Annotated in this window: 20 protein-coding genes, 1 other RNA gene and 2 pseudogenes; 16 read left to right on the top strand and 7 right to left on the bottom strand. The window is 58.7% G+C overall.

Going from position 1 to position 25998, the window contains the following annotated elements; translation table 11 throughout:
• Positions 1–912, top strand: a complete 912-nt coding sequence (locus tag CAY53_RS07620; RefSeq protein ID WP_104936608.1) for a Jag N-terminal domain-containing protein — start codon at positions 1–3, stop codon at positions 910–912.
• Entirely contained in the window at positions 909–2324 is a 1416-nt protein-coding gene (gene mnmE, locus CAY53_RS07615; protein WP_104936607.1) for a tRNA uridine-5-carboxymethylaminomethyl(34) synthesis GTPase MnmE, read from the top strand. Before CAY53_RS07620 ends, mnmE begins: the two co-directional genes overlap by 4 nt.
• 92 nt (positions 2325–2416) lie before the next feature.
• On the opposite strand, the gene CAY53_RS07610 is transcribed toward mnmE, so the two are convergent.
• The 3 genes from CAY53_RS07610 to ilvD all read right to left on the bottom strand — a co-directional run bounded on the left by CAY53_RS07610 (position 2417) and on the right by ilvD (position 6184).
• Positions 2417–3451, bottom strand: a complete 1035-nt coding sequence (locus CAY53_RS07610) for a M23 family metallopeptidase (protein ID WP_181040220.1) — start codon at positions 3449–3451, stop codon at positions 2417–2419.
• A gap of 145 nt (positions 3452–3596) precedes the next feature.
• Positions 3597–4148 (bottom strand): hypothetical protein, encoded by a 552-nt coding sequence (locus CAY53_RS07605; protein ID WP_104937489.1) that lies wholly within the window; start codon positions 4146–4148, stop codon positions 3597–3599.
• Positions 4149–4354: 206 nt separating this feature from the next.
• Entirely contained in the window at positions 4355–6184 is a 1830-nt protein-coding gene (gene ilvD / locus CAY53_RS07600; RefSeq protein WP_104937488.1) for a dihydroxy-acid dehydratase, read from the bottom strand.
• 110 nt (positions 6185–6294) lie between these two features.
• Here ilvD and CAY53_RS07595 point away from each other — a divergent pair, with 110 nt between their 5' ends.
• From CAY53_RS07595 to CAY53_RS07580, 4 genes are all read left to right on the top strand, one after another.
• The gene (locus tag CAY53_RS07595; protein ID WP_104936605.1) at positions 6295–7464 is read left to right on the top strand and encodes a type IV pilus twitching motility protein PilT; all 1170 of its coding nucleotides are present in this window, start codon (positions 6295–6297) and stop codon (positions 7462–7464) included.
• A gap of 52 nt (positions 7465–7516) precedes the next feature.
• The gene (locus CAY53_RS07590; protein WP_104936604.1) at positions 7517–8371 is read left to right on the top strand and encodes a hypothetical protein; all 855 of its coding nucleotides are present in this window, start codon (positions 7517–7519) and stop codon (positions 8369–8371) included.
• A 193-nt stretch (positions 8372–8564) separates the two neighbouring features.
• A complete protein-coding gene (locus tag CAY53_RS07585) occupies positions 8565–10292 on the top strand; it encodes a 30S ribosomal protein S1 (protein WP_104936603.1) in 1728 nt (575 codons plus the stop codon).
• A gap of 33 nt (positions 10293–10325) precedes the next feature.
• On the top strand, positions 10326–10688 hold the full coding sequence (locus CAY53_RS07580; protein WP_281261017.1) for an HU family DNA-binding protein: 363 nt from the start codon (positions 10326–10328) through the stop codon (positions 10686–10688).
• Positions 10689–10764: 76 nt separating this feature from the next.
• On the opposite strand, the gene CAY53_RS07575 is transcribed toward CAY53_RS07580, so the two are convergent.
• Positions 10765–11379 carry an L-threonylcarbamoyladenylate synthase gene (locus tag CAY53_RS07575; RefSeq protein WP_104936601.1) on the bottom strand — a complete coding sequence of 205 codons (615 nt, stop codon included), beginning with the start codon at positions 11377–11379 and terminating at the stop codon, positions 10765–10767.
• A gap of 209 nt (positions 11380–11588) precedes the next feature.
• On the opposite strand from CAY53_RS07575, the gene guaB reads away from it, so the two are divergent.
• The 8 genes and pseudogenes from guaB to CAY53_RS07535 all read left to right on the top strand — a co-directional run bounded on the left by guaB (position 11589) and on the right by CAY53_RS07535 (position 19309).
• Positions 11589–13049, top strand: a complete 1461-nt coding sequence (gene guaB / locus CAY53_RS07570; protein WP_104936600.1) for an IMP dehydrogenase — start codon at positions 11589–11591, stop codon at positions 13047–13049.
• 12 nt (positions 13050–13061) lie between these two features.
• Entirely contained in the window at positions 13062–14612 is a 1551-nt protein-coding gene (guaA, locus tag CAY53_RS07565; protein ID WP_104936599.1) for a glutamine-hydrolyzing GMP synthase, read from the top strand.
• Between the two features lie 230 nt (positions 14613–14842).
• Positions 14843–15445 (top strand): annotated as a pseudogene (locus CAY53_RS13940) (SAP domain-containing protein); the annotation flags it as partial.
• Between the two features lie 60 nt (positions 15446–15505).
• On the top strand, positions 15506–15970 hold the full coding sequence (locus CAY53_RS13935; RefSeq protein WP_104937487.1) for a hypothetical protein: 465 nt from the start codon (positions 15506–15508) through the stop codon (positions 15968–15970).
• Between the two features lie 173 nt (positions 15971–16143).
• Positions 16144–16802, top strand: a pseudogene (locus CAY53_RS13930) (DNA alkylation repair protein).
• 15 nt (positions 16803–16817) lie between these two features.
• On the top strand, positions 16818–17126 hold the full coding sequence (locus tag CAY53_RS13925; protein WP_104936598.1) for an MGMT family protein: 309 nt from the start codon (positions 16818–16820) through the stop codon (positions 17124–17126).
• A gap of 306 nt (positions 17127–17432) precedes the next feature.
• Positions 17433–18206: a LabA-like NYN domain-containing protein gene (locus tag CAY53_RS07540; protein WP_104936597.1), complete on the top strand. Its 774-nt coding sequence runs from the start codon at positions 17433–17435 to the stop codon at positions 18204–18206.
• Positions 18207–18229: 23 nt separating this feature from the next.
• The gene (locus CAY53_RS07535; protein WP_104936596.1) at positions 18230–19309 is read left to right on the top strand and encodes a glucokinase; all 1080 of its coding nucleotides are present in this window, start codon (positions 18230–18232) and stop codon (positions 19307–19309) included.
• 133 nt (positions 19310–19442) lie between these two features.
• Here CAY53_RS07535 and CAY53_RS07530 read toward each other — a convergent pair whose 3' ends face one another.
• The 3 genes from CAY53_RS07530 to CAY53_RS07520 are packed head-to-tail and all read right to left on the bottom strand — an operon-like array spanning position 19443 to position 24901.
• Positions 19443–21287: an SEL1-like repeat protein gene (locus CAY53_RS07530; protein WP_104936595.1), complete on the bottom strand. Its 1845-nt coding sequence runs from the start codon at positions 21285–21287 to the stop codon at positions 19443–19445.
• Positions 21288–21311: 24 nt separating this feature from the next.
• Positions 21312–23477, bottom strand: a complete 2166-nt coding sequence (locus tag CAY53_RS07525) for a tetratricopeptide repeat protein (protein WP_181040219.1) — start codon at positions 23475–23477, stop codon at positions 21312–21314.
• Between the two features lie 44 nt (positions 23478–23521).
• The gene (locus CAY53_RS07520; protein ID WP_104936593.1) at positions 23522–24901 is read right to left on the bottom strand and encodes a lytic transglycosylase domain-containing protein; all 1380 of its coding nucleotides are present in this window, start codon (positions 24899–24901) and stop codon (positions 23522–23524) included.
• A 21-nt stretch (positions 24902–24922) separates the two neighbouring features.
• On the opposite strand from CAY53_RS07520, the gene CAY53_RS07515 reads away from it, so the two are divergent.
• Together CAY53_RS07515 and ssrS are read left to right on the top strand one after the other, a co-directional pair.
• The gene (locus CAY53_RS07515; protein ID WP_104936592.1) at positions 24923–25405 is read left to right on the top strand and encodes an NUDIX hydrolase; all 483 of its coding nucleotides are present in this window, start codon (positions 24923–24925) and stop codon (positions 25403–25405) included.
• Positions 25406–25494: 89 nt separating this feature from the next.
• Positions 25495–25667, top strand: a non-coding RNA gene (gene ssrS, locus CAY53_RS07510) — 6S RNA.
• Positions 25668–25998: the final 331 nt, after the last annotated feature.

The raw sequence follows: 25998 nt of genomic DNA, 5'->3' as shown, positions 1-25998 counted from the left end.
ATGAGCAAGGGAAAGGATTTTTACGGCAGTGAAATTGCAGGTCTGATCGAACAGGCCTGCAAGGAACTGGGCCGCCCCCGGGAGCAACTGGATATCGAGGTGCTGGAAACCGGTTCAAGCGGCATCTTCGGCCTGTGCCGGAAGAAAGCGCATATCCGGGTCCAGGCAAAAAAGAATGCGCCGGCGGAGCACACGGACCCGCCAGCCATAGCGGCAGTCAAGCCGGAAAAGCAGGCGGCCGGAACAAAGAGTCCCGCCCCGGTCAAGCGCCAGAATGCCGGCCAGAGTGCCAGAAAAAAATCAGCTCAGGAGCAAGTCGGGAGCGCCGGCGCGGAGGAAAGGGCCGACATCATGGCCGATCAGGCGGCTGGTCCGGCCGGCACAGAGAAAGGCATCGAAGCGGAGGAGCGCAGTCCCGCACCCGAATGCCTGACAGCCATCCAGGAACGGCTGGACCGGATGCTCTCGCTTATGGGCCTGCCCTCGGCGGTGCAGGTCAGCTTTGATGGCGACACGATCCTGTGCAGCATCACCGGCGCGCACGAGGAATATATTGCCGGCCAGGACGGCAGGATTCTCGACAACCTGCAGTATCTGCTGCGCAAGATGATCGGTGCCGGACTGCCGGAAAAGGTCACCCTGAGCCTGGATGCTGCCGGCTATCGCAAGCGGCGGCTGGCCCTGCTGCAGGAGCAGGCCCTTGAACTGGCTGCCCAGGCCCGACAAAGCGGCAAGGTCAAAACCATGCCCGCTCTGAACCCGGCGGAACGGCAGGCCGTGCATCAGGCCCTGCGGCACGAGGGCGAAATCCGGAGCCGCTCCGTGGGCTCGGGCCTGCTCAAGAAGATTCTGATCTACAAACCCGGCAGGGAAGGCGAAGCGGCTGCCGGCAAAGATCGGGATCAGGAGTGAACACCGGCGCCAGACGCGATACCATCGCCGCCATCGCCACCCCGCCAGGCAGCGGCGGCATTGGTGTGGTACGCGTCTCCGGACCGGAAGCGCTGCATCTGCTGCAGCAGGTCTTCCAGCCCAGAAGGGCTGTGCCCGCCTTTGTCAGCCACCACCTCTACTACGGTCATATCCGCGCGCAAAACGGTTCGCTGCTGGACGAAGTGTTGGCCGTGTACATGCAGGCCCCGCACAGCTATACCTGCGAGGATGTGGTGGAACTGCAGTGTCACGCGGCGCCGGTCGTCCTGCAGGAACTGCTGGCGCGGCTCGCCACCCTGGGCGCACGACCGGCCGAACCCGGCGAATTCACCAAACGGGCCTTTCTGGCGGGCCGCATCGACCTGTCGCAGGCCGAAGCGCTCATCGATCTTCTGACAGCGCGCACGGCAGCGGGTGCGGAGCTGGCGGCCGCCCAGTTGCATGGCGCGCTGGCAGCGGCCATTGGCGGCATCCGCCAGTCGCTGATCGAGCTGCTGGCCCACATAGAGGTGGCCATCGACTTCCCGGACGAAGATGCGGAACTCGTGGATCGGAAAGAGGCTGCCCGTCGTCTGCGGGCAGAGGTGCTCGCTCCTGTCCAGGCGCTCATCGCAGACGCCGGATACGCCAGGCTCTATCGGGAAGGCGCCCGACTGGTGATTGCCGGACTGCCCAATGCGGGCAAATCCAGCCTCCTCAACGCCCTGCTCCGGGAGGAACGGGCACTGGTGACCGCAGTGCCTGGCACGACGCGGGACAGCATCGAGGAAGGCATGAATCTGGGCGGCATTCCGGTGCAGGTCATCGACACGGCAGGCATCCGTCCCGCCGCCGCCTGCAGCGATGCGGTTGAGGTGCTGGGGGTGGAACGCGCGCGGCAGATGCTCCTGTCGGCCGATGCCCTGCTCCTGCTGATCGATGCCGAGGCGGGGCTGACACCGGCGCTGCGCGCCTTGTACGCGGAACTTGCAGACAGAGCACAGATCCTGCTGGTGCTGAACAAGCGGGATCTGCTGCAGGCGGCCGAGGAGCGGCACCTGTGCGCGGCAGCGGCTGCCATGGCACCGGGCCGGCCACTTGTCAGCATTTCCGCAAAAAACGGCGAAGGGCTGCAAGAGTTGCAGGACGCGCTGCTGGCGCTCATCGCGCCGGCGGCAGACAGCTTCGGCAGAAGCGCCCGCCTGGCCCCCAACCGGCGACACCAGGCCGTACTGATGCGGGTCGAGGCAGCCTGCACCCAGTGTCTGGCTGCGCTGGAGGCTGGCGCCCCGGTCGATCTCCTGAGCGTGGACATGCAGAGCATCCTGGAGACCATCGGCGAAATCAGTGGCGAGACCAGCCCGGACGAGGTGCTGGATGCCGTATTCAGCCGCTTCTGTATTGGCAAGTAAGCGGTAAAAGCCCTGCGCACTACACTGGAACAGGAAAGGCCTTCCCCCGGCTGGAGGAAGGCCCTTCCTGTTCTCGAAAAACCCGCCCTGACCTACTTCTTCTGCAGACGTGCCTGCTGGGTGGCCTGCACATAATCCGTGGGATTGATGGGGGCCCCCTGGTAGCGGATTTCGTAATGCAGGTGGGCGCCGGTACTGCGCCCCGAATTGCCCACAAGACCGATAAGCATACCCGGTTCGATCTCATCGCCCACACGCACCAGGCGCTTGCTCAGGTGGGCGAACATGGTTTCGTAGCCCATGCCGTGGGACACGATGATATGTTCACCGTAATCCGGCGAGTAACCGGAACCTACCACCCTGCCCTTGCCGGTTGACCTGACCGGCGTGCCGGTCTTGGCCCGGAAATCAATGCCTTCGTGAAAGGCACGCCGCCCGTTGAAGGGGTCCTTTCGGATACCGAATCCGGAACTGATGGAGGAGAGGGCCGGATCAACCGGCTCGCCCAGAGGCAGGTTGGCCAACAGATCCATGGCCTTGGCAGCATGGTCCGTGCCGGTGGCCGGCGGAGCTATGAACAAACCACCGCTGTGGCCGGGATCTTCCTGCACCTCGACGCCCAGCTGAGTCTGCAGCGTGTTCGCCAGTCTGGTCTGCTCGCTGAGGATGGCCCGACGCTTGAGAAAGGGCCCCTCGCCGGAGGCCAGCGTGGGTTCGGCAACAACGCGGCCGCGACTCTGGACCGGCGACGGATTTTTTCCGCCTTTCGTCTGTCCGGCAATATGCCGCCCCCCGTTCCCGTGGCTCCGGCCTGCCTTTGCCTGCTTCGCAGCCACCTTGCCCTTGTCACTGTGTACCCTGGCGCCCTGCTTGCGGGACGATTTGTCCGCTTTCGCGACTTTTGCGCTTTTTTTGCTTTTGTCCGCCCGCTGCTTGACCGCTGTCTTGCTCACCACCGCGATGCTGCTCGGCCTGGCCGCCTTTTTGGCCCCCTGGGTGATGTTTGGGGCGGCGTAAAGCCCCGACGGCAGCAGGAGAACGCCTGCCGCCAGGGCAAAAGAGCAGAACAGGCGGCAGGATTTTTCCCATGTGCGGGAACCTTGTGAATTTTGCTGTTGATCTCCCATAAAATAACCTTGCATCGTTTCCCGCATGCGTCGCTCACCCGGGCAAAGCTCTCCTGCAAAAAACAGCACAGGTTGCCCACGGACCGGGCGTGGGCAATGCAAAACAGCCCTCGGCACAGTGGGCGGGATGCATGCGGGTTTGGAATCAGCCCTGCTTGAAGCTGTCGGCAAACAGTTTGGCCATGGCCGCCACACCGTCATCATTCAGGTAGCGCGTACCCGAACCAACAAAGGTGGAATAGCGAATGAGGGGCGTATCCTCGTGCCAGGCACCCTCTTTCCAGGTGAACCAGCCCCTTCTGGTCTGGTCGTAGACATGCAGGGGCCGGTTGAAAAGCTTGGCCAGCTCGACGGCCCAGCCAGTACCCCCCTTGACCGAATTGTCGTCGAGAATGGTGCCGACCACAAAAACCTGGTGGCCCTTGTTGACAATGTGAAAAATGGTCTGCAGAACGCGACGGATCTTTTCCGTTTCATAATAGGTGCGATTCATCATACGGGAGGCCAGCTCCATGCTGATGTCGCCGCGTTGCAGTTCGCTTTCGCTCAAGACGACCGTGTTGCGCTCACGCTCCAGTTTGTGGCCCTCAAAGGTGTATACCACCTCCCGGATGCCATATTGCTCGGCCAGTTCGCCGAAAGCCGCCTCGGCGCCCTTGAGGCCGCCATGATACAAAGTGCAATCTTTTGCCTGCATACGATTGAATCGGTTGAGGTGAATGGAAGCGTGCAACATGATTTGAGCCCGCTCCGCCCGGAAAAGGCCAGCCGGATTTTTTATAGTACGCGCATAGGCTTTTCAATGTCAATGAAATCTTGGCCAACGGCGATCCCGCCCGCTGCCCCGGGCGACTGCCGCGAAGCTGACCTCCTCGGGCGCACCAAGGCCCTGCGGCCAGAAGATCATTCGTCCAGCTCCCGCACCGCGCCCCTGTCGGCAGAGGCGGCAAAGCGGGCATAGGCCCTGAGCGCCCTGGAGACCACACGCTCCCGTTCCGGCGTAAAGGCGGTCACACCGCGCTGCTCCTCCTTTTGCCGCCGGGCCATGAGTTCCTCCTCGCCGACGACAAGGCTTATCGTTCTGGCCGGAATATCGATGTCGATCCGGTCTCCGTCCCGCACCAGCGCGATCGGGCCGCCTGCCGCGGCTTCCGGGGAAACGTGGCCGATGGACAGCCCTGAAGTGCCGCCGGAAAAACGGCCGTCGGTAATGAGCGCACATGCCTTGCCCAGATGCCGCGACTTGAGATACGAAGTCGGGTAGAGCATTTCCTGCATGCCAGGGCCGCCCTTCGGGCCTTCGTAGAGGATGCAGACCACGTCGCCTGACCGGACCGAGCCGTCCAGAATGCCTGCGCTGGCCGCTTCCTGGGAATGATAGACCCGGGCCTTTCCGGAAAAGCGCAGGATGGAGGCGTCAACGCCCGCCGTTTTGACGATGCAGCCCCGGGGGGCGATGTTGCCGAAAAGCACGGCCAGACCGCCGTCTTTGGAATAGGCGTGGGCCAGATCGCGAATGCAGCCCTTTTCGCGGTCCAGATCGGGCGTGTCATAAGAGTTACGCTGCGAACCCATGAGCAGGCAGCGTTTGCCGCCAGGCGCGCAGAGCGCCCGTTTTCTGGCTGCTTCGGTGGCCGTATCCCGACGAATGTCATTTTGGCGGAGCGCCTCGGCCAGAGTCAGGCCATCCACACGGCGCACGCCGGTATCCAAAAGACCTCCGCGCTCCAGCTCGCCCATAATGCCCATGACGCCGCCCGCCCGGTTGACGTCTTCCACATGATAGGAGCTGCTCGGCGCGACCTTGCACAGGTGCGGCACCCTGCGGGAAAGGCGGTCGATGTCCTCCATGGTGAAATCCGCGCCCGCCTCCTGCGCCACGGCCAGCAGGTGGAGTACGGTATTGGTGGAGCCGCCCATGGCGATGTCGAGCGACATGGCGTTCAGAAAGGCGGCCCGACTGGCGATGGAACGCGGCAGCACGCTGGCGTCGCCCTTTTCGTACCAGGCGCGGCACATCTGGACGATGCGCTCCGCAGCGGCATCGAAGAGCGCCAGTCTGGCCTCGTGGGTGGCCAGGATGCTGCCGTTGCCGGGCAGGGCCAGCCCGATGGCCTCGTTCAGGCAGTTCATGGAATTGGCAGTGAACATGCCGGAGCAGGAACCGCAGGTCGGGCAGGCGTTTTCCTCTACCGCACGCACCAGGGCATCCGTCACGGTGGCGTCGGCGGCCAGCACCATGGCGTCAATCAAATCCAGGGACTTGCCCAAGGCATGGCCCGCCTCCATCGGCCCGCCGGAGACAAAAATGGCCGGAATGTTCAGCCGCATGGCAGCCATGAGCATGCCGGGCGTAATCTTGTCGCAGTTGGAAATGCAGACCATCGCGTCCACCGTATGGGCGGTGCACATATACTCCACCGAATCGGCGATCAGCTCGCGGGAGGGCAACGAGTACAACATGCCCTGGTGGCCCATGGCAATGCCGTCGTCAATGGCGATGGTGTTGAACTCGGCGGCAAAGCAGCCCAGTTCCTCGATGCGTTTCTTGACCCGCTGGCCGACTTCATGCAGATGCACATGTCCAGGCACGAACTGGGTAAAAGAATTGACCACCGCAATCACCGGCCCGGCCATCTGGGCTTCCGTACGACCGTTGGCCCGCCACAGAGCCCTCGCCCCGGCCATGTTCCGGCCGGCCGTGCTGGCTGCACTTTTCAACTGCTGTTTCATTTTCGCCCCGGCATGGAAAAGAAATTGTAATTTTTCTTGAATTTTGCCCACGCTACCCTGATGATAGAAACGCGATATCTTTTCATTCACATTCTATCCCGGGAACAGTCATGCGACAACAGGAGATTAATTACTGGATCACCGCCATGCTCAACAAGCATCCGCGGGTTTCCGACCTCAACCTCACCGTAGGCAAGCCTCTCCAGGTGGAAAGTGACGGCGTTCTGGTGCCGGTGGACGTGGAGCCGCCGGTGCAGAAGCTCTCCCCCTTCCAGACCGAGGTCTTCGCCCTGAACCTCATCAACGGCAACCAGCGTCTTTTGCAGGATCTGGTGACCAAGGGCTCCTGTGACCTTTCCTATTCCCTGGAGGACAAGGTCCGTTTTCGTGTGAACATCTTCTCCCAGAAGGGCATGTACAGCTGCGTGCTGAGGAAGCTCGAAACCGCCATTCCCTCCTTCAAGACCTACCAGTTCCCCGACGCCTTCCCCAAGATGGCGGAAGAGGTCAATGGTCTGATCCTCTTCACCGGCGCCACGGGTACCGGCAAGACGACCTCCATGGCTGCCATCCTGAACAGCATCAACGAGAATCGGGATGTCCACATCGTCACGCTGGAAGATCCCATCGAATATGTGCATCCGCACAAACGCGCCACCTTCAACCAGCGCGAGATGGGCGACGATTTCGACACCTTTGCCAACGGTCTGCGCGCCGCCCTCCGTCAGGCGCCCAAGGTCATCCTCGTGGGTGAAATCCGCGACCGGGAAACCATCGAGATCGCCCTGACCGCCGCAGAAACCGGCCATCTGGTGTTTTCCACCCTGCACACCATTGACACCGGACAGACCATCAACCGTATTCTGGGCATGTTCGAGCACAACGAACAGCCGCAGATCCGTCACCGTCTGGCCGATACCCTGCGCTGGGTGGTCAGCCAGCGGCTGCTGCCACAGGTTGGCGGGGGCCGTGTGGCCGCCATGGAGGTCATGTGCTCCAGCCTGCGGGTGCGGGATCTCATCCTGAATGGCGAAACCGAGGAGCGCACCTTCTACAATGTCGTCAAAGAAGGCGTTACCCTCAACATGCGCACCTTTGACCAGCATCTGACCGAACTCTTCCATGACGGCCTGATCTCCGAAAAAACCGCCCTTTCCTACGCCTCGCACCGCAGCGAGGTCAAACGCGGCCTCGATACGATCAAGGCCGCACGCGGCGAACGCACTTCCTCTATCGAAGGCCTGGCCCTGGAAGGGGAAGAAGAGGACGGCTGGCTGTAAGCCGGCGGACCGGCACATATTCTCAAACACATAGTCCCTAACCAGAGCTGCTATGAGTACTACTTGTCCCCACTGCGCATCGCGCCTGAACTTTTCCGGTGAACAAGAGGCCAGATTTGGCCAGAGCCTGGCCAAACTGCCACCCGGCGAATCCCTGAAATTCAAATGCCCGAAATGCGGCGGCATCATCGAGCTGACTAGACCTGCGGCCAACCCGGCAGCACCTGCAACAGCGCAATCCCAGCAGAGCGGCAGCAGCGGACCGGCCAGACCCGCCGCCAACCCGGCTGTACCTGCAACAAGGCCATCCCAGCAGAGCGGCGGCAGCGAACTCGCCAGACCTGCGGCCAACCCGGCTGTACCTGCAACAGCGCAATCGCAGCCGAGCGGCAACAATTCCGGCAAGGTGCAGCCACCGCCCCCACCGCCGCTCGATTGGCTGACCACCGGAGAAGTCACCGAGCAGGGCAAGGTGGAAGATGTGCCCATGGCCCTTCTGGTCTGTCAGGCCGGCCAAAAACGCGACTGCATCGCGGCCCCCCTGAAAGGTCTGGGCTATCAGATTGTCTGCACTGAAAACGGGCGGGAAGCCAAAGAGCGGATGCGCTTTGTGAACTTTTCCTGCATCGTGTATCAGACCAACCTGCACGGAGGGCTCGAGGTCTCATCCTTCCATAACTTCATGCGCGACATGAACATGGAACGCCGCCGAAGCATTTTCTACATGCTGACGGGCACTGAACTGCGCACCCTCTACGACCTGGAAGCCATGGCCCTGAGCGCCAATCTGACCGTGAACTTCAGGGATCTGGCCAAGTTGCACCTGATCCTGCGCAGGGCCTTTCAGGCCCACGAAAATCTCTTCGGCCCCTACCTGGAGGAACTGAACGCTCACTTGGGCATCTGAACGAAAAAATAACGCTATTTCGGTGGATTGGGAGTTGCGGATGGGCAGTCCCCCAGGGAAAATGGCAAAAGAAACAGTTGTTTTTACGTGAACAATCTGTTAGAAGAAGATTCCTTTTTAGGGAGGCAACAGTTTCATGCCTCCTTTTTTTTAACCTTTTCCCAGACCGGCAGCAACGAGCACAGGAACCCACATGACACAGCATGGCATTCAACCCGCCCAGGCAGCGGAAAGCAACGCCCCGGAAGACAGTTTTGCCGCACTCTTTGAGCAGGAAGGCAACAACACGGTCATCAATGTAGGAGAAGTAGCGCTTGGCACTGTAGTAGGACTTGCAGGCGAAGAAGTTATCATTGATGTCGGTGACAAGGCCGAAGGCCGCGTTCCGCTCGCAGAGTTTCGTCATGAAGACCCAGCCCATGAAATCAAGGTGGGCGAACAGTTCGAGGTTTTTATCGAAAAGCGCACGGAGGACGGCGGCCTGCTGATCTCCCGTGAAAAGGCCATTGCCATTCAGGTCTGGGAGCAGATTGCCCGCATTCAGGAAGAAGACGGCACCATTGAAGGCCGCATCGAAAGCCGTGTCAAGGGCGGCATGTCGGTTGATATCGGCGTACCGGCCTTCCTGCCCTATTCCCAGATTGATCTGCGCCCGGTCAAGGATCTGGACGCCCTGATCGGTCAGGTTTTTGCCTTCAAGGTTCTGAAATTCAACCGCAAGCGCAACAACGTGGTCATTTCCCGTCGCGTCATTCTGGAAGAAGAACGCAGCGCCCTGCGCGAGCAGATGCGCAACACCCTGCAGGAAGGCCAGATCATTCGCGGCGCCATTACCAACATCACCGACTACGGTCTGTTCATCGATCTGGGCGGCATAGACGGCCTGTGCCACATCACCGACCTGTCCTGGGGCCGGGTCTCCCACCCTGCCAAGCTCTACAATGTGGGTGAGGAGCTTGAGGTCAAGATTCTGAAATACGACAGGGACGCCAACCGCATTTCTTTGGGCGTCAAGCAGCTCAGGCCGGATCCATGGGAACAAGTGCCCGAGAAGTATGCCCCTGGTGTGCGGGTGCCGGGCAAGGTGGTATCCATCACCGACTACGGTGTCTTTGTCGAGCTGGAAGAAGGTGTGGAGGGACTGGTGCACATCTCCGAGATGAGCTGGTCCAAGAAGCCCAAACATCCCTCCAAAATCGTGGGTGTGGGCGACGAAATCGAAGTACAGGTACTCAAGGTCGAAGCCGATACCAAGCGCATTTCCCTGGGCATGAAGCAGTTGCTACCCAACCCCTGGCACGTGGTGGAGGAGAACTATCCGGTCGGCTCCATCATAGAGGGCAAGATCAAAAACGTGACGGATTTCGGCATCTTCATCGGCATTGAAGAGGGCATTGACGGCCTGATTCACGTCTCGGATCTTTCCTGGACCGAGCGGATCAAACACCCTTCGGAGAAATACGCCAAAGGTGACACAATCCGGGCAGTGGTGCTCAAAATCGACAAGGAAAACGAGCGCTTCTCTGTCGGCATCAAACAACTCGAGCCGGATCCCTGGCAGGAGGCGGTCACCAGGTACCCCATCGGCACCACGGTTGAGGGCACCATTACCAACGTGACGGATTTTGGCATCTTTGTTCAACTGGAGGAAGGCATAGAAGGCCTGGTGCACGTCTCCGAAATCTCGAAGGAGAAAGTCAAAACGCCGGTTGACATGTTCAAGGTGGGAGACAAGCTGCAGGCCATGGTCATCAATGCCTCTGCCGCTGACCGCAAGATAGGGCTTTCCATCAAGGCACTGCAGGAAAAGGAGGAAAATAACGGCGTGATTCCTGCCGAATACATCTCAAAGGCCCAGGAGGCGCCGTCAACTTTGGGCGACCTGCTGAAAGCCGCTGCCGAAGAGAATTCGCAGAAGTAAACAGCGTCGACCGTTCCAAGGACATCCTGCCCCATGTACGCGTCGCTGCGCTGCCAGGGGGCAGGCAGATTTCGTTCAGCTACGTTCCTTGTAAAGGAAAACAGTATGTTAAAGCGAGAACTGGTTGACTCCGTTTCCCAGCAGCTTGGTGATTACTACAAACAGGACATAGCACTGGCCGTGGACCTTATCCTTGAGGAAATGGCCAGTGCCCTCATTGCGGGCCGTCGGGTGGAAATCCGGAATTTTGGCAGTTTTTCGGTCAGAACCCGCAGACCACGGACGACCAAGAACCCTAAAACCGGCAATATGATGCACATACCGGCAAGAAAGACGCTCCATTTCACCATGGGCAAATCGCTCAAGGAAGTGCTGATTCAGCAGGACAAAGACTGATTCTGCGGCATGTCTAGGTAAAAAAACCGGCCCCATACGATGGGTGCCGGCTTTTTTACTTTTGAGGACACACAGATCAGAACAGGGCGGTGTCGCCCTTGCCCTGGCGGAGTATCTCCGGACTGTCATCCAGAAGAGAGACCACCGTGGAAGGCTCGGGGGCCAGTTCCCCCCCATCGACAATCAGATCCACCAGCCTGCCAAAATGCTCGTCCACGTCAAAGGCGGAGCGCAGCCACGCATCCTCATCCTTCACCTGCGCACTCGTATTGAGCACCGGGTTGCCCAGAGCCTGCAGCAGCGCCTGACAAATGGGCGAGTCGGGTACACGGATGCCCACGGTTTTCTGGCGGGTGAGCATGATCCTGGGCACCAGCTTGCTGCCGGGCAGGACAAAGGTGTAGGGACCGGGCAGGCATTTTTTCATGAGGCGGTAGGCCGTATTGCTCACGTGGCCATATTGGCTGATATTGGTCAATGACGCACACATGAAACTGAAGGGTTTGTCCCGGGGACGGCCTTTGATCTGATAAACGCGCTTGACCGCCTTCTGGTTGAAGATGTCGCAGCCAATACCGTACATGGTATCGGTCGGATAGCAGATCACAGCGCCTAGGCGCAGCAGTTCCGCCGCCTGCGCGATCAGCCTCGGCTGGGGATTGTCCGGGTTTATTGCCAATATTTTCGCCATGCCTCGCTCCCTGCCCCGCTGCTGCCGGGGCGTAGGACAATTGTACCGCGAAGCCTGCGAAAGGGGAAGCTCCGGGTGTTTTCTTTTCCAGGCAAACGTGCTATTGTAGGCGACCTCATTTGAGACCTTCCGTCCTTGCCGGTACGCCGCCCGCAGTCGGCATCAGGCTGTTTGCCCGCCCTACCGCACTTTGAGAGGAAAATACCTTTATGACTCCTACCGAAATCCCCATGGCACTCACCTTTGATGATGTCCTCCTGGTGCCCGGGGCCTCGTCCATTCTGCCCTCGGAAGTGGATCTCACCACGCATCTGACGAAAAGCATCATGCTGCGCGCACCGCTTCTCAGCGCGGCCATGGACACCGTCACCGAACACCAGACCGCCATTGCCATGGCCCGGGCAGGCGGCATCGGCATCATCCACAAGAACATGGGCATTGAAGAACAGGCCAGAGAGGTCGAGCGGGTCAAAAAATCGGAATCTGGGATGATTATCGACCCGATTACGGTCAACCGCAACCAGAGCGTGGCCGAAGTCCAGGAAATCATGGCCAACTACCGGGTGTCCGGCCTGCCAGTCCTGGACGGCGACAAACTGGTGGGCATTGTCACCAACCGCGATCTGCGCTTCGTTTCAGACCCGGAACTCCGGGTCGACGACGTGATGACCAGCAAGAATCTGGTGACCGCACCGGTAGGCATAGATCAGGCGCATTCCAAGGCGCTTCTGCACGAACACCGTATCGAAAAACTCTTGGTCGTCGATGAGGACGGCCGCCTCAAGGGCCTCATCACCATCAAGGATATCGAAAAGGTACGGCAATATCCCAATTCCGCAAAGGACAGCATGGGCCGGCTGCTGGTGGGCGCGGCCATCGGCGTGGGTCCGGACATGATGGAACGGACCCAGGCATTGATACGGGCCAAGGTGGATGTAGTCGTGCTGGATTCCGCCCACGGCCATGCCAAGGGCATCCTGAAGGCCGTGCGCGAGGTGAAAAACGCCTTCCCGAAACTCCAGCTCATCGCGGGCAACGTGGCCACGGGGGCTGGCACCGAAGCCCTGATCGATGCCGGGGCCGATGCGGTGAAGGTTGGCGTGGGGCCGGGTTCCATCTGCACCACCCGCATTGTGGCCGGCGTGGGCGTGCCGCAACTCACTGCCGTGCACGACTGCGTGCAGGCCGCTGCCAAACACGGCATCCCAATCGTTGCCGACGGCGGCATCAAATTCTCCGGCGACATCTGCAAGGCCATCGGCGCCGGGGCCGCTGCGGTTATGGTGGGTTCGCTCTTTGCCGGCACCGACGAAACGCCGGGCGAAACCTTTCTCTATCAGGGCCGCAAATACAAGGGCTACCGCGGCATGGGCTCGATCGGCGCGATGAAGGAAGGTTCCAGCGATCGCTACTTCCAGAACAAGAGCAGCAAGCTCGTGCCCGAAGGCATTGAAGGCAAGGTGCCCTATCGCGGCCCCATAGCCGAGGTGATTTACCAACTGCTGGGCGGGCTCTCTTCCGGCATGGGCTACACGGGCGCGGCTACCATTCGGGAGCTGCAGGAAAAAGCCCGCTTCGTGCGCATCTCCCCGGCCGGTCTGCGCGAATCCCACGTGCACGATGTCATCATTACCAGGGAAGCTCCGAACTACCGCACCGAAGGGCTCTGAAAGGATACAGGCATGAGCGCAACTCCCCAGAAAATCGTCATTCTTGACTTCGGATCCCAGACCACCCAGCTCATCGCCCGGCGTATCCGCGAGCAGCGGGTGTACAGCGAAATTCACCCCTATACCCTGCCCCTGGAGCGCCTCAGGGCCATGCAGCCCAAAGGCATTGTCCTTTCCGGCGGCCCGGCCAGTGTTTACGATGGGGATGCCCCAAGCAGCGATCCCGGAATCTTTGCCCTGGGTGTGCCGATTCTGGGGATCTGCTACGGCGCGCAGCTCATGATGCACCAGCTTGGCGGCCAGATTGAAAGCGCGGAAAAAAGGGAATTTGGCAAGGCCGAACTGGCCATCCAAAGGCCGGACCGCCTGTTCGCCGGGCTGGCCCCGAAGCCATCCCGGCACCAGGTGTGGATGAGCCATGGCGACCGCATCACAGCGCCGGCGCCCGGCTTTGTGATCAGCGCCACAAGCGTTCACTCGCCTGCAGCGGCCCTGGGGCATGCCGAAAAGCCCTTCTTTGCCCTGCAGTTCCATCCGGAGGTGGCGCACACCGCCATCGGCACGGACATTCTCAAAAATTTCATTTTCAATATCTGCGGCTGCGAGCCATCCTGGACGGTACAGTCCTTCATCGAGACGACCGTGGCGGCCATCCGTGCCCGGGTGGGTCAGGGCAAGGTCATCTGCGCCCTGTCCGGCGGGGTGGATTCCTCGGTGACCGCGGCTCTGGTGCACCGGGCCGTCGGCAAGCAGCTCACCTGCATCCACGTGGACACCGGCCTGATGCGTAGCGGCGAGTCCGACGCGGTCATCCGTTTCTTCAGCAGCCAGAGTGAATTGACGCTCGTGGACATCGATGCCAGCGATTTTTTCCTGAGCCGCCTCAGGGGCGTGACCAGTCCGGAGGAAAAACGCAGGCAGATTGGCCATGGCTTTATCGAGATTTTCGAGCGGGAAGCCAACAAACTGGGCGAAGTGCATTTTCTGGCCCAGGGCACACTCTATCCGGACGTGATCGAGTCGGTGACCTTTCGCGGCAAGGCGCCCATCAAGTCGCACCACAACGTGGGCGGCCTGCCCGAACGGATGCGGCTTGAGCTGGTAGAGCCGCTCCGCGACCTTTTCAAGGACGAAGTACGGCTGCTGGGCCTTGAACTGGGCCTGCCAAAAGAGGCCATACTCCGCCAGCCCTTCCCCGGGCCGGGCCTGGGCATCCGCATCATGGGAGAAATTACGGCAGAGCGTCTGGCCGTGCTCCGCCTGGCAGATGCCATCGTGCTCGAAGAGATAAAGAATACAGGCTGGTATGACAAGGTGTGGCAGTCCTTTGCCGTTCTGCTGCCCATCCGGACAGTGGGGGTCATGGGCGACAGCCGCACCTATGAGCATGTGATCGCGCTCCGCGCGGTAGACAGCAAGGATGCCATGACCGCCGACTGGTCCCGGCTGCCCTACGAAGTACTGGCACGCATCTCCAACCGCATTATCAACGAGGTGCGCGGCGTCAACCGGGTGGTGTACGACATTTCCTCGAAACCGCCGGCAACAATAGAGTGGGAGTAGCAGTAATAAATAGGTTTCTGTTTCGAAATCGTTGAAAATAGTGCTATTTAGTAATGAAATGATGTGAAAAACTCTGCAGTGATACTATTTTGATACTAAAAAGTCTAAAAAGTAGGCTCCAAAGGGAGTTGTTGAATTTAAGTGAATTGTTTAGAAAGCCTTCCATCATTTTGGTGGGAGGTTTTTGTGGAAGTAGTGAGTGGTAAATTAAAAGTTGTGGAGGTGAGTATATGAAAGAGAGCAGACCCGATTTTAGAGAGATAAAATCATTTGAAGAATTTAACAGATACTATTGGTATCGAGAAGAACTCTCGCGAATTTGTAAATCTCTTGGATTAGAATACAAAAGTACAAAACAAGAGCTGAATCATATTATAGAACAATATTTTAAGGGAAATAGAGTAGAAAAGTCTGTAAGGAAAGTAAACAAAAATAAAACCGAAGCGATAACCTTAAATACGTCATTGCTTTAATGTGGTTTTTCCTTTAACCAAAAATTTCGAGAGTATTTTTCAGCTGTAACAGGTATTTATCCATTTAAATTTAATGCTGATATGGCAACAGCTTGGCGAAAAGTAAAAGCTGAAAATGATTTAAACTTTACAATTCAAGATATGCTGAAAGTATATTATGGTGAGTCAGACTATGCTAAGTATGATAATTCAGCTTGTCAATGGAATCAATTCCTAAAGGACTTTTGCTTAGATGAAGCTAGCAATTATTATCCTGATAAGTTAAAAGTTGCGGCTATCCTTTGGAAAAAAGTTAGAGACTCAAAAAATGAAAAAGTTTATTCAAAAAAACTTTTGAATGAATATAACAGCAACAAAGAAGGTTCTGCGATAAAACCATTGAAAACGAGTGGTGCAGACATTGAACAGCGTACAAACTGCATGGGTGATACTGTTTTGACTCTCAAAGAGTGTGAGGAATGTTATAGTGGCGACCACAGAATCACACCACTATTAAACCCATTGGATTGCCTGAAAAATCATACACAATATATTTGTGGCACTTGCGGACGCTGTATTTGCATTCAACATGATAGCAAACGTAAATTACAACGATGGAATTTTCCTTTCAACTCATTGGCAATCACAAAATTATACTTGCGCACTGCTGATTTCACCAGAAAAAAACCATGCGGCATTTATGAGCTGCACAGTAAAAATGGAGGACTCTCATATAAAATCTTTGCCGATATTGAAGAATTACAGTTATACCTTAAGAAGAATCAAGAAAAAACCTGCAAATCTATGCAACCTGTTTTTACTGTTGCAGTATATCGAGAATATGAAAATACACAGGTAAGAAAATTGAATTATAATGAAATACAAAAATATATGTCTGAGCGATAGAATGAATTTAATGATTAGAAATATAAACCTGAGATGATTTGTAAAATTAAATAAAGCAGAAAGTTATTGACATTGAGAGATTATTATCTACATATATTGAAAGTATCGAAAGTCACTCGTTGCAAATACTGTAAAATCAATGCAAAATTAGAAAATTTGATAGACTCTCATCCATGGACAGGTATCACAGTATCAAAAAACTGATTGCTGAACATGCAGATGAGGATAAAGCCAGGCAAATGGCGCAATACATGCGCCATCGCTTTCGGTTTCATGGCCTGCCCGCGGCCGGGCGAAAGCGCTGCTATCAGGATTTTCTGAGGCAGGAGCGGCAAAATGGATGTATTGATTGGCCTCTTCTGGACGAGTGTTGGCAGGATGAATACCGAGAGCTGCAATATTTGTATCGGATTATCTGCTGGCATTGAAGAGCTTATTAACATTTACGGATATTCCAAAAATTGAAGCGTATGTTCGTGGTAAGCAGTGGTGGGATACCATTGATTCTCTATGCAAGATAATAGGGTATATAGGTCTAAATGATTCCAGAACCAATCTGTTGATGCTGCAGTGGTCAGTGGATTCTGATATTTGGGTCAGACGAGCGGCCATAGAGCATCAGCTCGGGAGGAAAGGGCAAACCAATACAGACTTACTTGCCAACATTATCGTGAATAATTTTGGCAGTAATGAATGCTTTATCAATAAGGCTATCGGCTGGGCTCTGCGAGATTTTTCCAGAACCAATCCTGCCTGGGTCAGAAATTTCCTGCAAATCCACCAGACTTCTATGCACAAGATGAGCTGCAGAGAAGCCGGTAAATATCTCTGAGGCACCATACAGCCCATGGGGCAGATACTGGATCAGCACCTGATCTATGCCATTCTGGCAGTGGTCGATGAAATTCCCGAGGGGCAAACGGCAACCTATGGGCAAATTGCCCGCCTCATTGGCCGGGAAAAAAATGCACGCCTCGTTGGGCTGGTACTGGCTCAGGCCGAACATTTCGGGCGATACCCGTGCCACCGGGTGGTCAACCATGCCGGTCGTCTGGCGCCTGGATGGCCGGAACAAAAGCGCCTTCTGGAAGCCGAGGGCGTGCCCTTCAAAGATGCCAGCCACGTCGATCTGAAGGCCTGTTTGTGGGAGTGTTAGGCCTTTTCCTGGCAGAAAAATGCGTATTTCGGGTACAGTGCAGATGAACGGCCTGACGAATCACAGCATGTAATACTGTGGTCACCCAGAAGTATAGCTAAAATTCATGCATTGGATTGAGGAATTGCAGATAAGTCCAGGTAGTGAAACTGATCACTGTGCGTAAAAAATCAATATGAAGGAGTTGGAGACGAACAGATTGACCTAAAACCCATTGACCTGCTTCAGATCCAGACGGACAGGAGAAATACTGCCTGAACAACAAAGAAAAATCATCCTGAACATTTCAGAAAAACGGACAGAGCAATGATTAAAACAGCAATTTATGTTGACGCGGAAAATATCAAAATGAGCGGCGGCTTTGGCATGCGCTACGATGTCCTGGTGGATCTCGCCAACAGCGGCGATTCCATCATGCTGCGGGCCAACTGCTATCTCGCAGAAGATCACGAACGCATCAAAACCGATACGGAATACCGGCAAAAAACCTACGCCTACCACAACATCCTTAGGCAGTGCGGTTTTCGCATCATCAAAAAATATGTGCGCCGCTACACCGACGAGGATGGCAACGTCACGTGCAAGGCCAATTCCGACATGGATCTGGCCATTGACGCCCTGCTCCAGTCCAAAAATACCGATCGGGTCATCCTTTTGACCGGCGACAGCGACTTTGTGCGCTTGGTGCCGGCTTTGCAAAACCAGGGCTGCCGGGTCGAAGTCGTCGGCTTCAACAACGTGGCCAAGGAACTCCGGGAAGCGGCGGATTCTTTCGTTTCGGGCTTTCTCATCCCCGGCCTGCTGCCCATCCCCGAAACCGCGCCAGAGGAGGGCGACTGGCTGCGCGGGGTGGTCGCCAACTACAACGTGGATCGCGGCTTCGGCTTTTTCCGCTACTATCGTCGCGACAACGACGGCCTGCATCCGGAAAGCGTGTTTTTTCACCATTCGCAGGCCACCATGCCCACGCACTACTTTCAGGATCCCTATCGGGTTTTTGAATTCCATGTCGCGGAAAATCCGGCCAGCGGCGACAACCGCACCGAAGCCCGGGGCATCCGTCTTCTGCGGGAAAACTGAAGCATGTTGCATGGGAGGCAGGCATGAGCCATTCTGAGGCATTGCTCCTGGCCGGAGACATCGGGGCCACCAAAACCACCCTGGGTCTGTACCCCCGCTCGGCACTGGACCAGCCAGGCAGCGAGCCCATCCGGGAAGAAAGCTTCCAGAACCGCAGCTTCAGTTGCTTTGACGACGTATTGGCCGTGTTTCTCGGCACCGGCAGCCCGGTGCCTCCCTATGCCTGCATCGGGATCGCCGGACCGGTGGCAGACGATACCGCGGTTATGACCAACCTGCACTGGCAACTGGATGCCCGCACGCTGGAAAAGCGCCACGGTTTCACGCAGGTGTGCCTCATCAACGACCTGGTGGCCACCGCACTGTTCGTACCCTATCTGGCCAGTCATGCCCTGGGCGCCATCAACAGCGGTGTGCCCAAAAGTCCGGGCGTTCTGGCCGTCATCGCCCCTGGTACCGGTCTGGGCGAGGCCTTTCTCATTCCCCATCCCAGCGGCAAAAAATACATGCCCTGTGCATCGGAAGGCGGCCATGCCTCTTTTGCCCCCCAGAACGACGAACAGATGCAGTTGCTGCAGTTCATGCTGCAGCGCCGGACGCATGTATCGTTCGAGGATGTCTGCTCCGGTCGGGCGGTGCCCAGTCTCTTCGCCTTCATGGGCAGGCGGCACACCGTGCCCGAGTGGCTCGACAGCGAGGTGGCCAGGGCAGAAGACCCGACCCCGGTCATCGTCGGGGCCGCCCGCCGGGCCGCGGAGGGCAAGCGGGTCTGCGGCGTGGCCATGCACACCATGCGCCTGCTCTGCGACATTCTGGCCGACGAAGCCGCCAATCTGGTGCTGAAAACCATGGCGCTGGGCGGGCTCTATCTGGGCGGCGGCTTTGCCCTGCAACTGCAGCCATTTCTGCAGCAGGACCGCTTCATGCGCATCTTCACCAGAAACCACACCTCATCTTTGCTTGAGCATGTGCCGGTGCATTTCATTCTCGATCGCAGGGCGGCCCTGCACGGGGCAGGAGAATATGGCCTGCGGACTCTGGCCCGGGCGCAGGCGGCAACAGGCAAGGCCACGTCCCATCCGCCCCCCATCTACCGCGCATAGACAGGAGGCCGAGAGGCGCAGCCATCGTTGATGGCAGAGGGCCCTGCTGCGGGGCTGAAAGGCCTGACCCCAAAGGTGGCAACCAGCGCATAGAGGCACACAGCCCCGGTATCGGGCCAGACCCGGTCATACCCTAGCGCAGCGCGGCCGGAACGCTTTGCCCCTGGCGGACTTCTGTTTTTAGACCGCGCAGGAGCTTTTTGGCTTCTGCATCACCCTGATCCGCTGCCTGGCGAAGCAGGTCCCGGCCCTTCCTGACATCCCGGGGCAGGCCCCGGCCCTGGAGATAGCGTATGCCCAGATCGCGCTGCGCTTCGGCCAGCCCCCGGGCTGCCATCTCGTGCAGGGTATCGATCTCCAGGCGTTCCTCCATAGTCTCCAGATCGTCCTGCAGCCGCCAGATTTGCCGGCCCTCGGCCCGCATCCGCTCCAGCAGACGTGCCGCCTCCTGATCGCCCTCCTCAGCGGCACTGTACAACCATTTGGAGGCTTCCCGGTCATCCTGGGGCAGGCCCCTGCCTTCAAGGCACAGCAGGCCCAAACGACGCATGGCTTCCACATGCCCCTTGCGGGCGGCCTTACGCAGCCACTCCGCCGCCTGCTGACTGTTTTGGCTCATATCCTGGCCCTCCTCATACATCCGGCCCAGCAGAAAGCAGGCCTCGTCGTACTCCTGCGCCGCTGCCTTGCGCAGCCACGAAAGCCCCAGATCGATATCTTTGGGCTGGCCCCTGCCCTCGAGGTAGAACCGGGCCAGCACGTACTGCCCCTCCGCATCCCCCTGCTCCGCCGCCTTTTGGTACCACCTGCGAGCCTGCCCGCTGCTCCTCCTGAGCCACGATCCATGAGCATACAGGTCGCCCAGCCGGATCTGAGCCTTCGCATTGCCTTGCTCCGCCGCCTTCTGGTACCATCTGCGAGCCTGCCCGACACTCTTCTCGAGCCCCTGCCCCCTGGCGTACAGGTCGCCCAGCTCAATCTGGGCCTTCACATCCCCCTGCTCCGCCGCCCTGCGATACCATTCGGCCGCCTGAGCGGCATCCCGAGCCACGCCCTGCCCTCGTGCGTAGGCCCGACCCAGCGCCACCTGCGCCTGCGTATACCCCTGTTCCGCTGCCAAGCGAAACCAGTTCGCGGCCTCTTTGTCGTCCTGCGGCACACCTTCGCCATACGCAGAGAGCCAGCCCAAATTGTACTGGGCCTGGGCATCGCCCTGCTCCGCCGCTTTCCGGAACCACTCCGCCGCTTCGGCAGGATTCTTGGCCACCCCCTTACCGAACCAATAGGCGTGCCCTATGTTGTACTGGGCAGGCGCATAGTTCTGCGCCGCCGCCCGGTGGAGCCATTCCATGGCCTGGGCGTAATCCTGTGGCACACCCCGGCCATCCTGATACAGCAAAGCCAGATTGTTCTGGGACGCCGCATAGCCCTGAACAGCCCCCTTACGAAACCAGATTGCAGCCTCCTTGTCGTTCTGCTCGATCCCCTGGCCAAAGAGATAAGCCCAGCCCACCGACCGCTGCGCTGCCGCATGCCCCTGGGCTGCCGCCAGACGAAACCACTTCAGGGCCTCTTCATAATTCTGCGGCACGCCCCGGCCCATCATGTAGAGAAGGCCCACATTGTACTGGCCATTGGCATAGCCCTGCGCCGCTGCCAACCGAAACCACTTCAGGGCCTCTTTGTCATTCTGCGCTACGCCCTGGCCGTACATGTACATCCAGCCAAGGCTGGTCTGTGCAGATGCATCACCCTGCTCCGCCGCTCTGCGCAGATTCCTGACTTCCTCATCTTCAAACAGGCGGTTCAAAGGCGGCATGAGGACCGACAAAGGCGAGCCCAAATGTTCCACCGCCTGGAACAGCTCCTCCGGAATTTCAACGCAGAAGGCGGGTGCAGGCAGAACAAGACAGACAGCCAGGGTCAGAACAGACAGTCTCGGCGAAAAAACAGCAGAAAACCAGGAAAAACAGCGCATCGTTTTCACCCTCCCTTGCACAATTTAACGGACCTTTAATTGGCGCGACAGCCTTCTGGCCTCCTGATGTCCCTGCTTCGCCGCCCGGCCCAGCCATTCCCGCGCCTTCGCCTCATCCCGGGCAAGACCCAGGCCGTTCAGGTACATACAGCCCAGCTCAAACTGGGCAGGCATGTAGCCCTGCGCCGCGGCCTTGTCGTACCAGGTCGCCGCCGCGGCCGCATCCCTCGGCACCCCCCGGCCCGCCTTGTACATTTCGGCCAGCTCGAACTGGGCCTCCATATCGCCCCGCTCTGCGGATTGCCGGTACCATGCAGCCGCCTTGCCGTACCAGAGCCGGGCCTGTTCGGCATCGGGACGCACCGCCCGGCCCTGCTCATACAAGAAGCCCAGCAGGGCCTGGGCCGGACCATAGTCCTGTCGCGCCGCCTTGCGGAGCCATTTCAGAGTCTGCCTGTCATTCTGTTTCACCCCGTGCCCCTCCAGATACATGGCGGCCATCTGCAACTGCGCCGCCGCATCCCCCGCCTTCGCAGCCTTGAGGAAGCGCTCCACATAATCCCTGTCCGGAGGCGGGGCCACGGCAGGAGCGGGCGCCGCATCGCTCTGTTCTTCCTCTCCGCTCAGGCTCTTCAGCTTCTGGCGAGCGAACGCATCACCCTGCGCCGCCGCCTTGTTCAGCAGGCTCAGCCCTTTTGCCTCATCCCTGGGAACGCCCTCTCCGGCAAGATATCTGCAACCCAGAGCGTACTGAGCGCGGGAGCTTCCCAATGCAGCGGCCTGTTCCAGCAATTCCAGGTCCTTGCGGGCATCAGGTTCCACGGCATAACCCCTGCTGTACAGTTCACTCAGATCGTACATGGCCTCCGCATCCCCTTGTTTCACACCAGTCCGGAGCCGTTCCACCAGCTTGCTGTCACCCCGCCACGGATACTCGCTGCCCTCTCCATTCAGTTTACGCAGGGCCAGCTCTGCCTCCTCGCTGCCCAAGGCCGTTGCCTCACGGTACAGGGTCATAGCCCGCTCTTCATCCTGGGGCACGCCCTCGCCTCTGAGGTACATGCTCCCCAGATTGAAGCAGGCTTCGGCATTGCCCCGCGCCGCCGCCCGGCCAAGCCACTTGACTGCCTGTTCAGTGTCCTTGCCGATTCCATCGCCTGTGCGGTACATCCTGCCCAGCAACACCTGCGCTTGCACATGACCCTGTTCCGCTGCCAAGCGAAGCCAGTTCACTGCCTGAACGGCATCCCGCGGCACACCTTTGCCAAACTTATACAGCCAGCCCAGATTGTACTGAGACTGGGCATCGCCCTGCGCCGCCGCTTTACGGAACCATTTCGCCGCCTCGGCAGGATCCTTGGCCACCCCCTCACCGAACCAATAGGCCAGCCCGATATTGCATTGGGCAGAGGCATCGTTCTGCGCCGCCGCCCGGTGGAGCCATTCCATGGCCTGGGCGTAATCCTGTGGCACTCCCCGGCCAGCCTGATACAGCAAAGCCAGATTGTTCTGGGATGCCGCATGGCCCTGAACAGCCCCCTTGCGAAACCAGATTGCGGCCTCCTTGTCGTTCTGCTCAACCCCCTGGCCAAAGAGATAAGCCCAGCCCACCGAACGCTGCGCTGCCGCATCACCCTGTGCCGCTGCCAGACGAAACCACTTCAGGGCCTCTTCATAATTCTGCGGCACGCCCCGGCCCATCATGTAGAGGGCGCCCACATTGTTCTGGGCATTGGCATAGCCCTGCGCCGCTGCCAACCGAAACCACTTCATGGCCTCTTTGTCATCCTGCGCTACGCCCCGGCCGTACATGTACATCCAGCCAAGGCTGGTCTGCGCAGGCGCATAGCCCTGCTCCGCAGCCTGGCGGAACCAGTCCACCGCCTTGCGTTCATTACGGACAAGGCCAGCGCCGTCCCGGTACAATTCGCCCAGCCGGTGTCGGGCCGTGGCATCGCCCTGTTTCGCGGCCCGGCGCAGGGCCTGCAGATCCACACCTGCCGGCAGCGGCTGCTCCGGTTTGCCGCCCAGTTCCCTGACCAGCTCCGCACTCCTTTGCCAGGGGAAGAAAAGCAACTCCGCTCCATTGCGCACAGGAGACAGAGTATCCGCAAAGGCAGGAGACACGAGGAAAACGGGAACAGCCAGGAGTGCTGCAAGCAGGGCAAAGCCAAAAAACCGGGAATGCATAGTTTCCTCCCGCAAAACAGGGAACATTCAGGGGCAAGACTCCTTCAGGGACGCCGTTTGACCGGCACCATGATCCGTTCGCCGACCCGCACCGGATTGCCCGGCCCCTTGTGGTTGGCCCGGAGGATAGACTCCGTGCTCGTGCCGAAGTGCCTGGCAATGCCGGAGAGCGTATCACCCTGTGCCACGGTATGGCGATAGTAGTCGTAGATGACCGGCCGGGCCGCGCTATACTGCCGGACCGGCGGGGCGCTATGCCCGGTGAAACGCGGCTGCGGCTTGGCGGTGCCTTTTCGGGCCGCTTCAGACCCTGCCCGGCCCGGTACGTGTACGAGATAGTTAACCGGCACATTGCGCCTGCCGGAAAGCACCGGGCTCTGCAGGGCCGGATTCAGGTGCAGAAAGCTGGCCTGGTCAAGCCGGTGTTGTTGGCACAGCCTGGTCAGGGGCACTTCCTTCTTCAGGCGATAGCTCTGCACGGCCTGCGCTTTCTCCATGACAACGCTTGGCTCCAGTCTCCTGGCAACCCGCACGGCGGCCAGAAATTCCGAATAAAAATTGCGGGCCGCAAACTTGAAACGCCCCTCGGCGTAATCCTGAAAAATCGCCTCGTAGGAGCCGTGCGCGCTCAGGGCGCGCAGCATGCCGGCGCTGCCGTAGTTGTAGGCGGTTATGGCAAGCGGCCAGTTGCCCAGGGTCTCGTAGTTGGCTTTCAGGAGTTTCGCGGCGGCATGGGTGGACTGGTAGGGATCGAAACGCTCGTCCACCAGCGCATTGATGATCATGTACCTCCTGCCCGTCCCCTGGGTAAACTGCCAGAGGCCATAGGCCCCGGCCTTGCTGCCGGCCTTGGGATTGAAGGAGGATTCCACGTGGGGCAGATAGGCCAGCTCCAGGGGCAGATGTTCCGCAGCCAGCACCTTTCTGATATAGGGCAGATATCTGCCGGAGCGGACAAGCCCGGCGTAAAAGCGGTCTTTCTGGCCTGTTTGCACGCGCAGCCGCTCTTTTGCCTGGCGGTAGCTGGAAAGGGGCCTGCCGGCGAACATCCGGGCGATGCGCCGCTCTGTTTCGGTACGAGGCCCTTGGCCCGCCGCCAGGCGATCGAAGAGGAGAGCAAGGCGCATCTTGGCCGCTTTGATCCGCTGCTCGTTGAACCGAGTGCCCAGGGGCAGGTCCGGATCGACCAATTCCACCACCCCGTAGACCAGGGAAAGATCGTGGGAATCGTGCAAAACCGCCTGTCTGGTGGTATAGCGGCTGTAAATATTTTCCCAAAAGGCCACATTGGGGCGAATGCCGGAGTACAGGGGAAACTGTTCGGCCGCGGCAGGCGTTGACAGCAGTGCAACAGGCGCCAGCCCCAGAAGGCAGCGCAGGGCGAGGTACAGTCCCCCCCGCGCCAGGATTCTTGCGGTCATCATGCCGCACACCTTGAAGACGATATGTACAGGCCAATCATTGGAACTCTGGGCTATATTCTTTCGGCATCCGGCGAAGAAACCCTGCTGGTGCACCGTATCGCGCGCGCAGACGACCAACACTTCGGAAAATATAACGGGTTGGGCGGCAAAATGGAAGCCGGCGAGGATGTTTTCACCTGCATGCAGCGGGAGATTCGGGAAGAAAGCAGCCTCGTCTGCACAGCCATGCACCTGCGCGGCACCATCAACTGGACCGGCTTTGGGCCCAATGGCGAGGACTGGCTGGGTTTCATCTTTCTCATCACCGGATACGAGGGCACGCCCACAAGCAAGAACGCCGAGGGAGAGCTGCTGTGGCATCCGGTGGCGCGGCTTCTGGAACTGCCCATGTGGGAGGGCGACAAATATTTCCTGCCGCTGGTCTTTGACGGCGATCCCCGCCCTTTCCACGGCTGCATGCCCTACCGGAACGGCCATCCCCTGGCCTGGAGTTTCCGGCGTTAAAATCCGCCGCAATTCCTCATCCAGCCCTGCCTCTTGGCTGGACTAATACGAGAAAAAGGGTATACTGAACACCCATATGGGAGTTTGAATAGACCCTGCGCTGTTGGTGATCGGTAAAGTATTAAGCCAACTCTTTACGCAAGGGCTGCCTTGCCGCTGGATCCGCGGAAGCCCTCCGGCTTGACAACGTCCAGCTTGGGTTCAGCCCACCTAATGGACATTAGGTTTAATCGTCTTACCGACACGGCAGCGCGGGGCTTTTTCTTCATATCCTGGGAAACGCCAGGTGCTGTTCCGGGGGAAGAGGTGCAGTTCAAAGTCGTGTCCGGCTTTTTCAGATATTTTTGTCTTTTGCCCCGGGTTGGGGGCGAACGCCGCAGCGGGGTTGCCCTGTAGCCTGCTGCAGGAGGTAACACGGACAAAAGCGTCTGAACCTTGGATACTGGCAAAAGATCGCCACCCGCTTCCGTGCTGCCTTCAAGGCCCTTCGGCCGGCCCGTCACAACGGTAGCCCCGAACCTTTCCCAGCTCCTGCCACCAGAACCGCTGCGGTCTCTGCGTGGTCTTTTTATATAGTGCGAAAAGAGAAAACT

The organism is Desulfobulbus oralis (genome assembly GCF_002952055.1).
Lineage (GTDB): Bacteria > Desulfobacterota > Desulfobulbia > Desulfobulbales > Desulfobulbaceae > Desulfobulbus > Desulfobulbus oralis.
Note: the sequence above shows the minus strand (reverse complement) of the source record. Positions and strands in the feature narration are given on the sequence as shown.

What these genes read in the sequence shown, in the direction of transcription:
- CAY53_RS07620 (WP_104936608.1), top strand. Translation starts at nt 1, where the DNA reads ATGAGCAAGGGAAAGGATTTTTACGGCAGTGAAATTGCAGGTCTGATC.
- CAY53_RS07610 (WP_181040220.1), bottom strand. Translation starts at nt 3,451, where the DNA reads ATGGGAGATCAACAGCAAAATTCACAAGGTTCCCGCACATGGGAAAAA.
- CAY53_RS07605 (WP_104937489.1), bottom strand. Translation starts at nt 4,148, where the DNA reads ATGCAGGCAAAAGATTGCACTTTGTATCATGGCGGCCTCAAGGGCGCC.
- ilvD (WP_104937488.1), bottom strand. Translation starts at nt 6,184, where the DNA reads ATGAAACAGCAGTTGAAAAGTGCAGCCAGCACGGCCGGCCGGAACATG.
- CAY53_RS07595 (WP_104936605.1), top strand. Translation starts at nt 6,295, where the DNA reads ATGCGACAACAGGAGATTAATTACTGGATCACCGCCATGCTCAACAAG.
- CAY53_RS07590 (WP_104936604.1), top strand. Translation starts at nt 7,517, where the DNA reads ATGAGTACTACTTGTCCCCACTGCGCATCGCGCCTGAACTTTTCCGGT.
- CAY53_RS07585 (WP_104936603.1), top strand. Translation starts at nt 8,565, where the DNA reads ATGACACAGCATGGCATTCAACCCGCCCAGGCAGCGGAAAGCAACGCC.
- CAY53_RS07580 (WP_281261017.1), top strand. Translation starts at nt 10,326, where the DNA reads ATGTACGCGTCGCTGCGCTGCCAGGGGGCAGGCAGATTTCGTTCAGCT.
- CAY53_RS07575 (WP_104936601.1), bottom strand. Translation starts at nt 11,379, where the DNA reads ATGGCGAAAATATTGGCAATAAACCCGGACAATCCCCAGCCGAGGCTG.
- guaB (WP_104936600.1), top strand. Translation starts at nt 11,589, where the DNA reads ATGACTCCTACCGAAATCCCCATGGCACTCACCTTTGATGATGTCCTC.
- guaA (WP_104936599.1), top strand. Translation starts at nt 13,062, where the DNA reads ATGAGCGCAACTCCCCAGAAAATCGTCATTCTTGACTTCGGATCCCAG.
- CAY53_RS13935 (WP_104937487.1), top strand. Translation starts at nt 15,506, where the DNA reads ATGGGTGATACTGTTTTGACTCTCAAAGAGTGTGAGGAATGTTATAGT.
- CAY53_RS13925 (WP_104936598.1), top strand. Translation starts at nt 16,818, where the DNA reads ATGGGGCAGATACTGGATCAGCACCTGATCTATGCCATTCTGGCAGTG.
- CAY53_RS07540 (WP_104936597.1), top strand. Translation starts at nt 17,433, where the DNA reads ATGATTAAAACAGCAATTTATGTTGACGCGGAAAATATCAAAATGAGC.
- CAY53_RS07535 (WP_104936596.1), top strand. Translation starts at nt 18,230, where the DNA reads ATGAGCCATTCTGAGGCATTGCTCCTGGCCGGAGACATCGGGGCCACC.
- CAY53_RS07530 (WP_104936595.1), bottom strand. Translation starts at nt 21,287, where the DNA reads ATGCGCTGTTTTTCCTGGTTTTCTGCTGTTTTTTCGCCGAGACTGTCT.
- CAY53_RS07525 (WP_181040219.1), bottom strand. Translation starts at nt 23,477, where the DNA reads ATGCATTCCCGGTTTTTTGGCTTTGCCCTGCTTGCAGCACTCCTGGCT.
- CAY53_RS07520 (WP_104936593.1), bottom strand. Translation starts at nt 24,901, where the DNA reads ATGATGACCGCAAGAATCCTGGCGCGGGGGGGACTGTACCTCGCCCTG.
- CAY53_RS07515 (WP_104936592.1), top strand. Translation starts at nt 24,923, where the DNA reads ATGTACAGGCCAATCATTGGAACTCTGGGCTATATTCTTTCGGCATCC.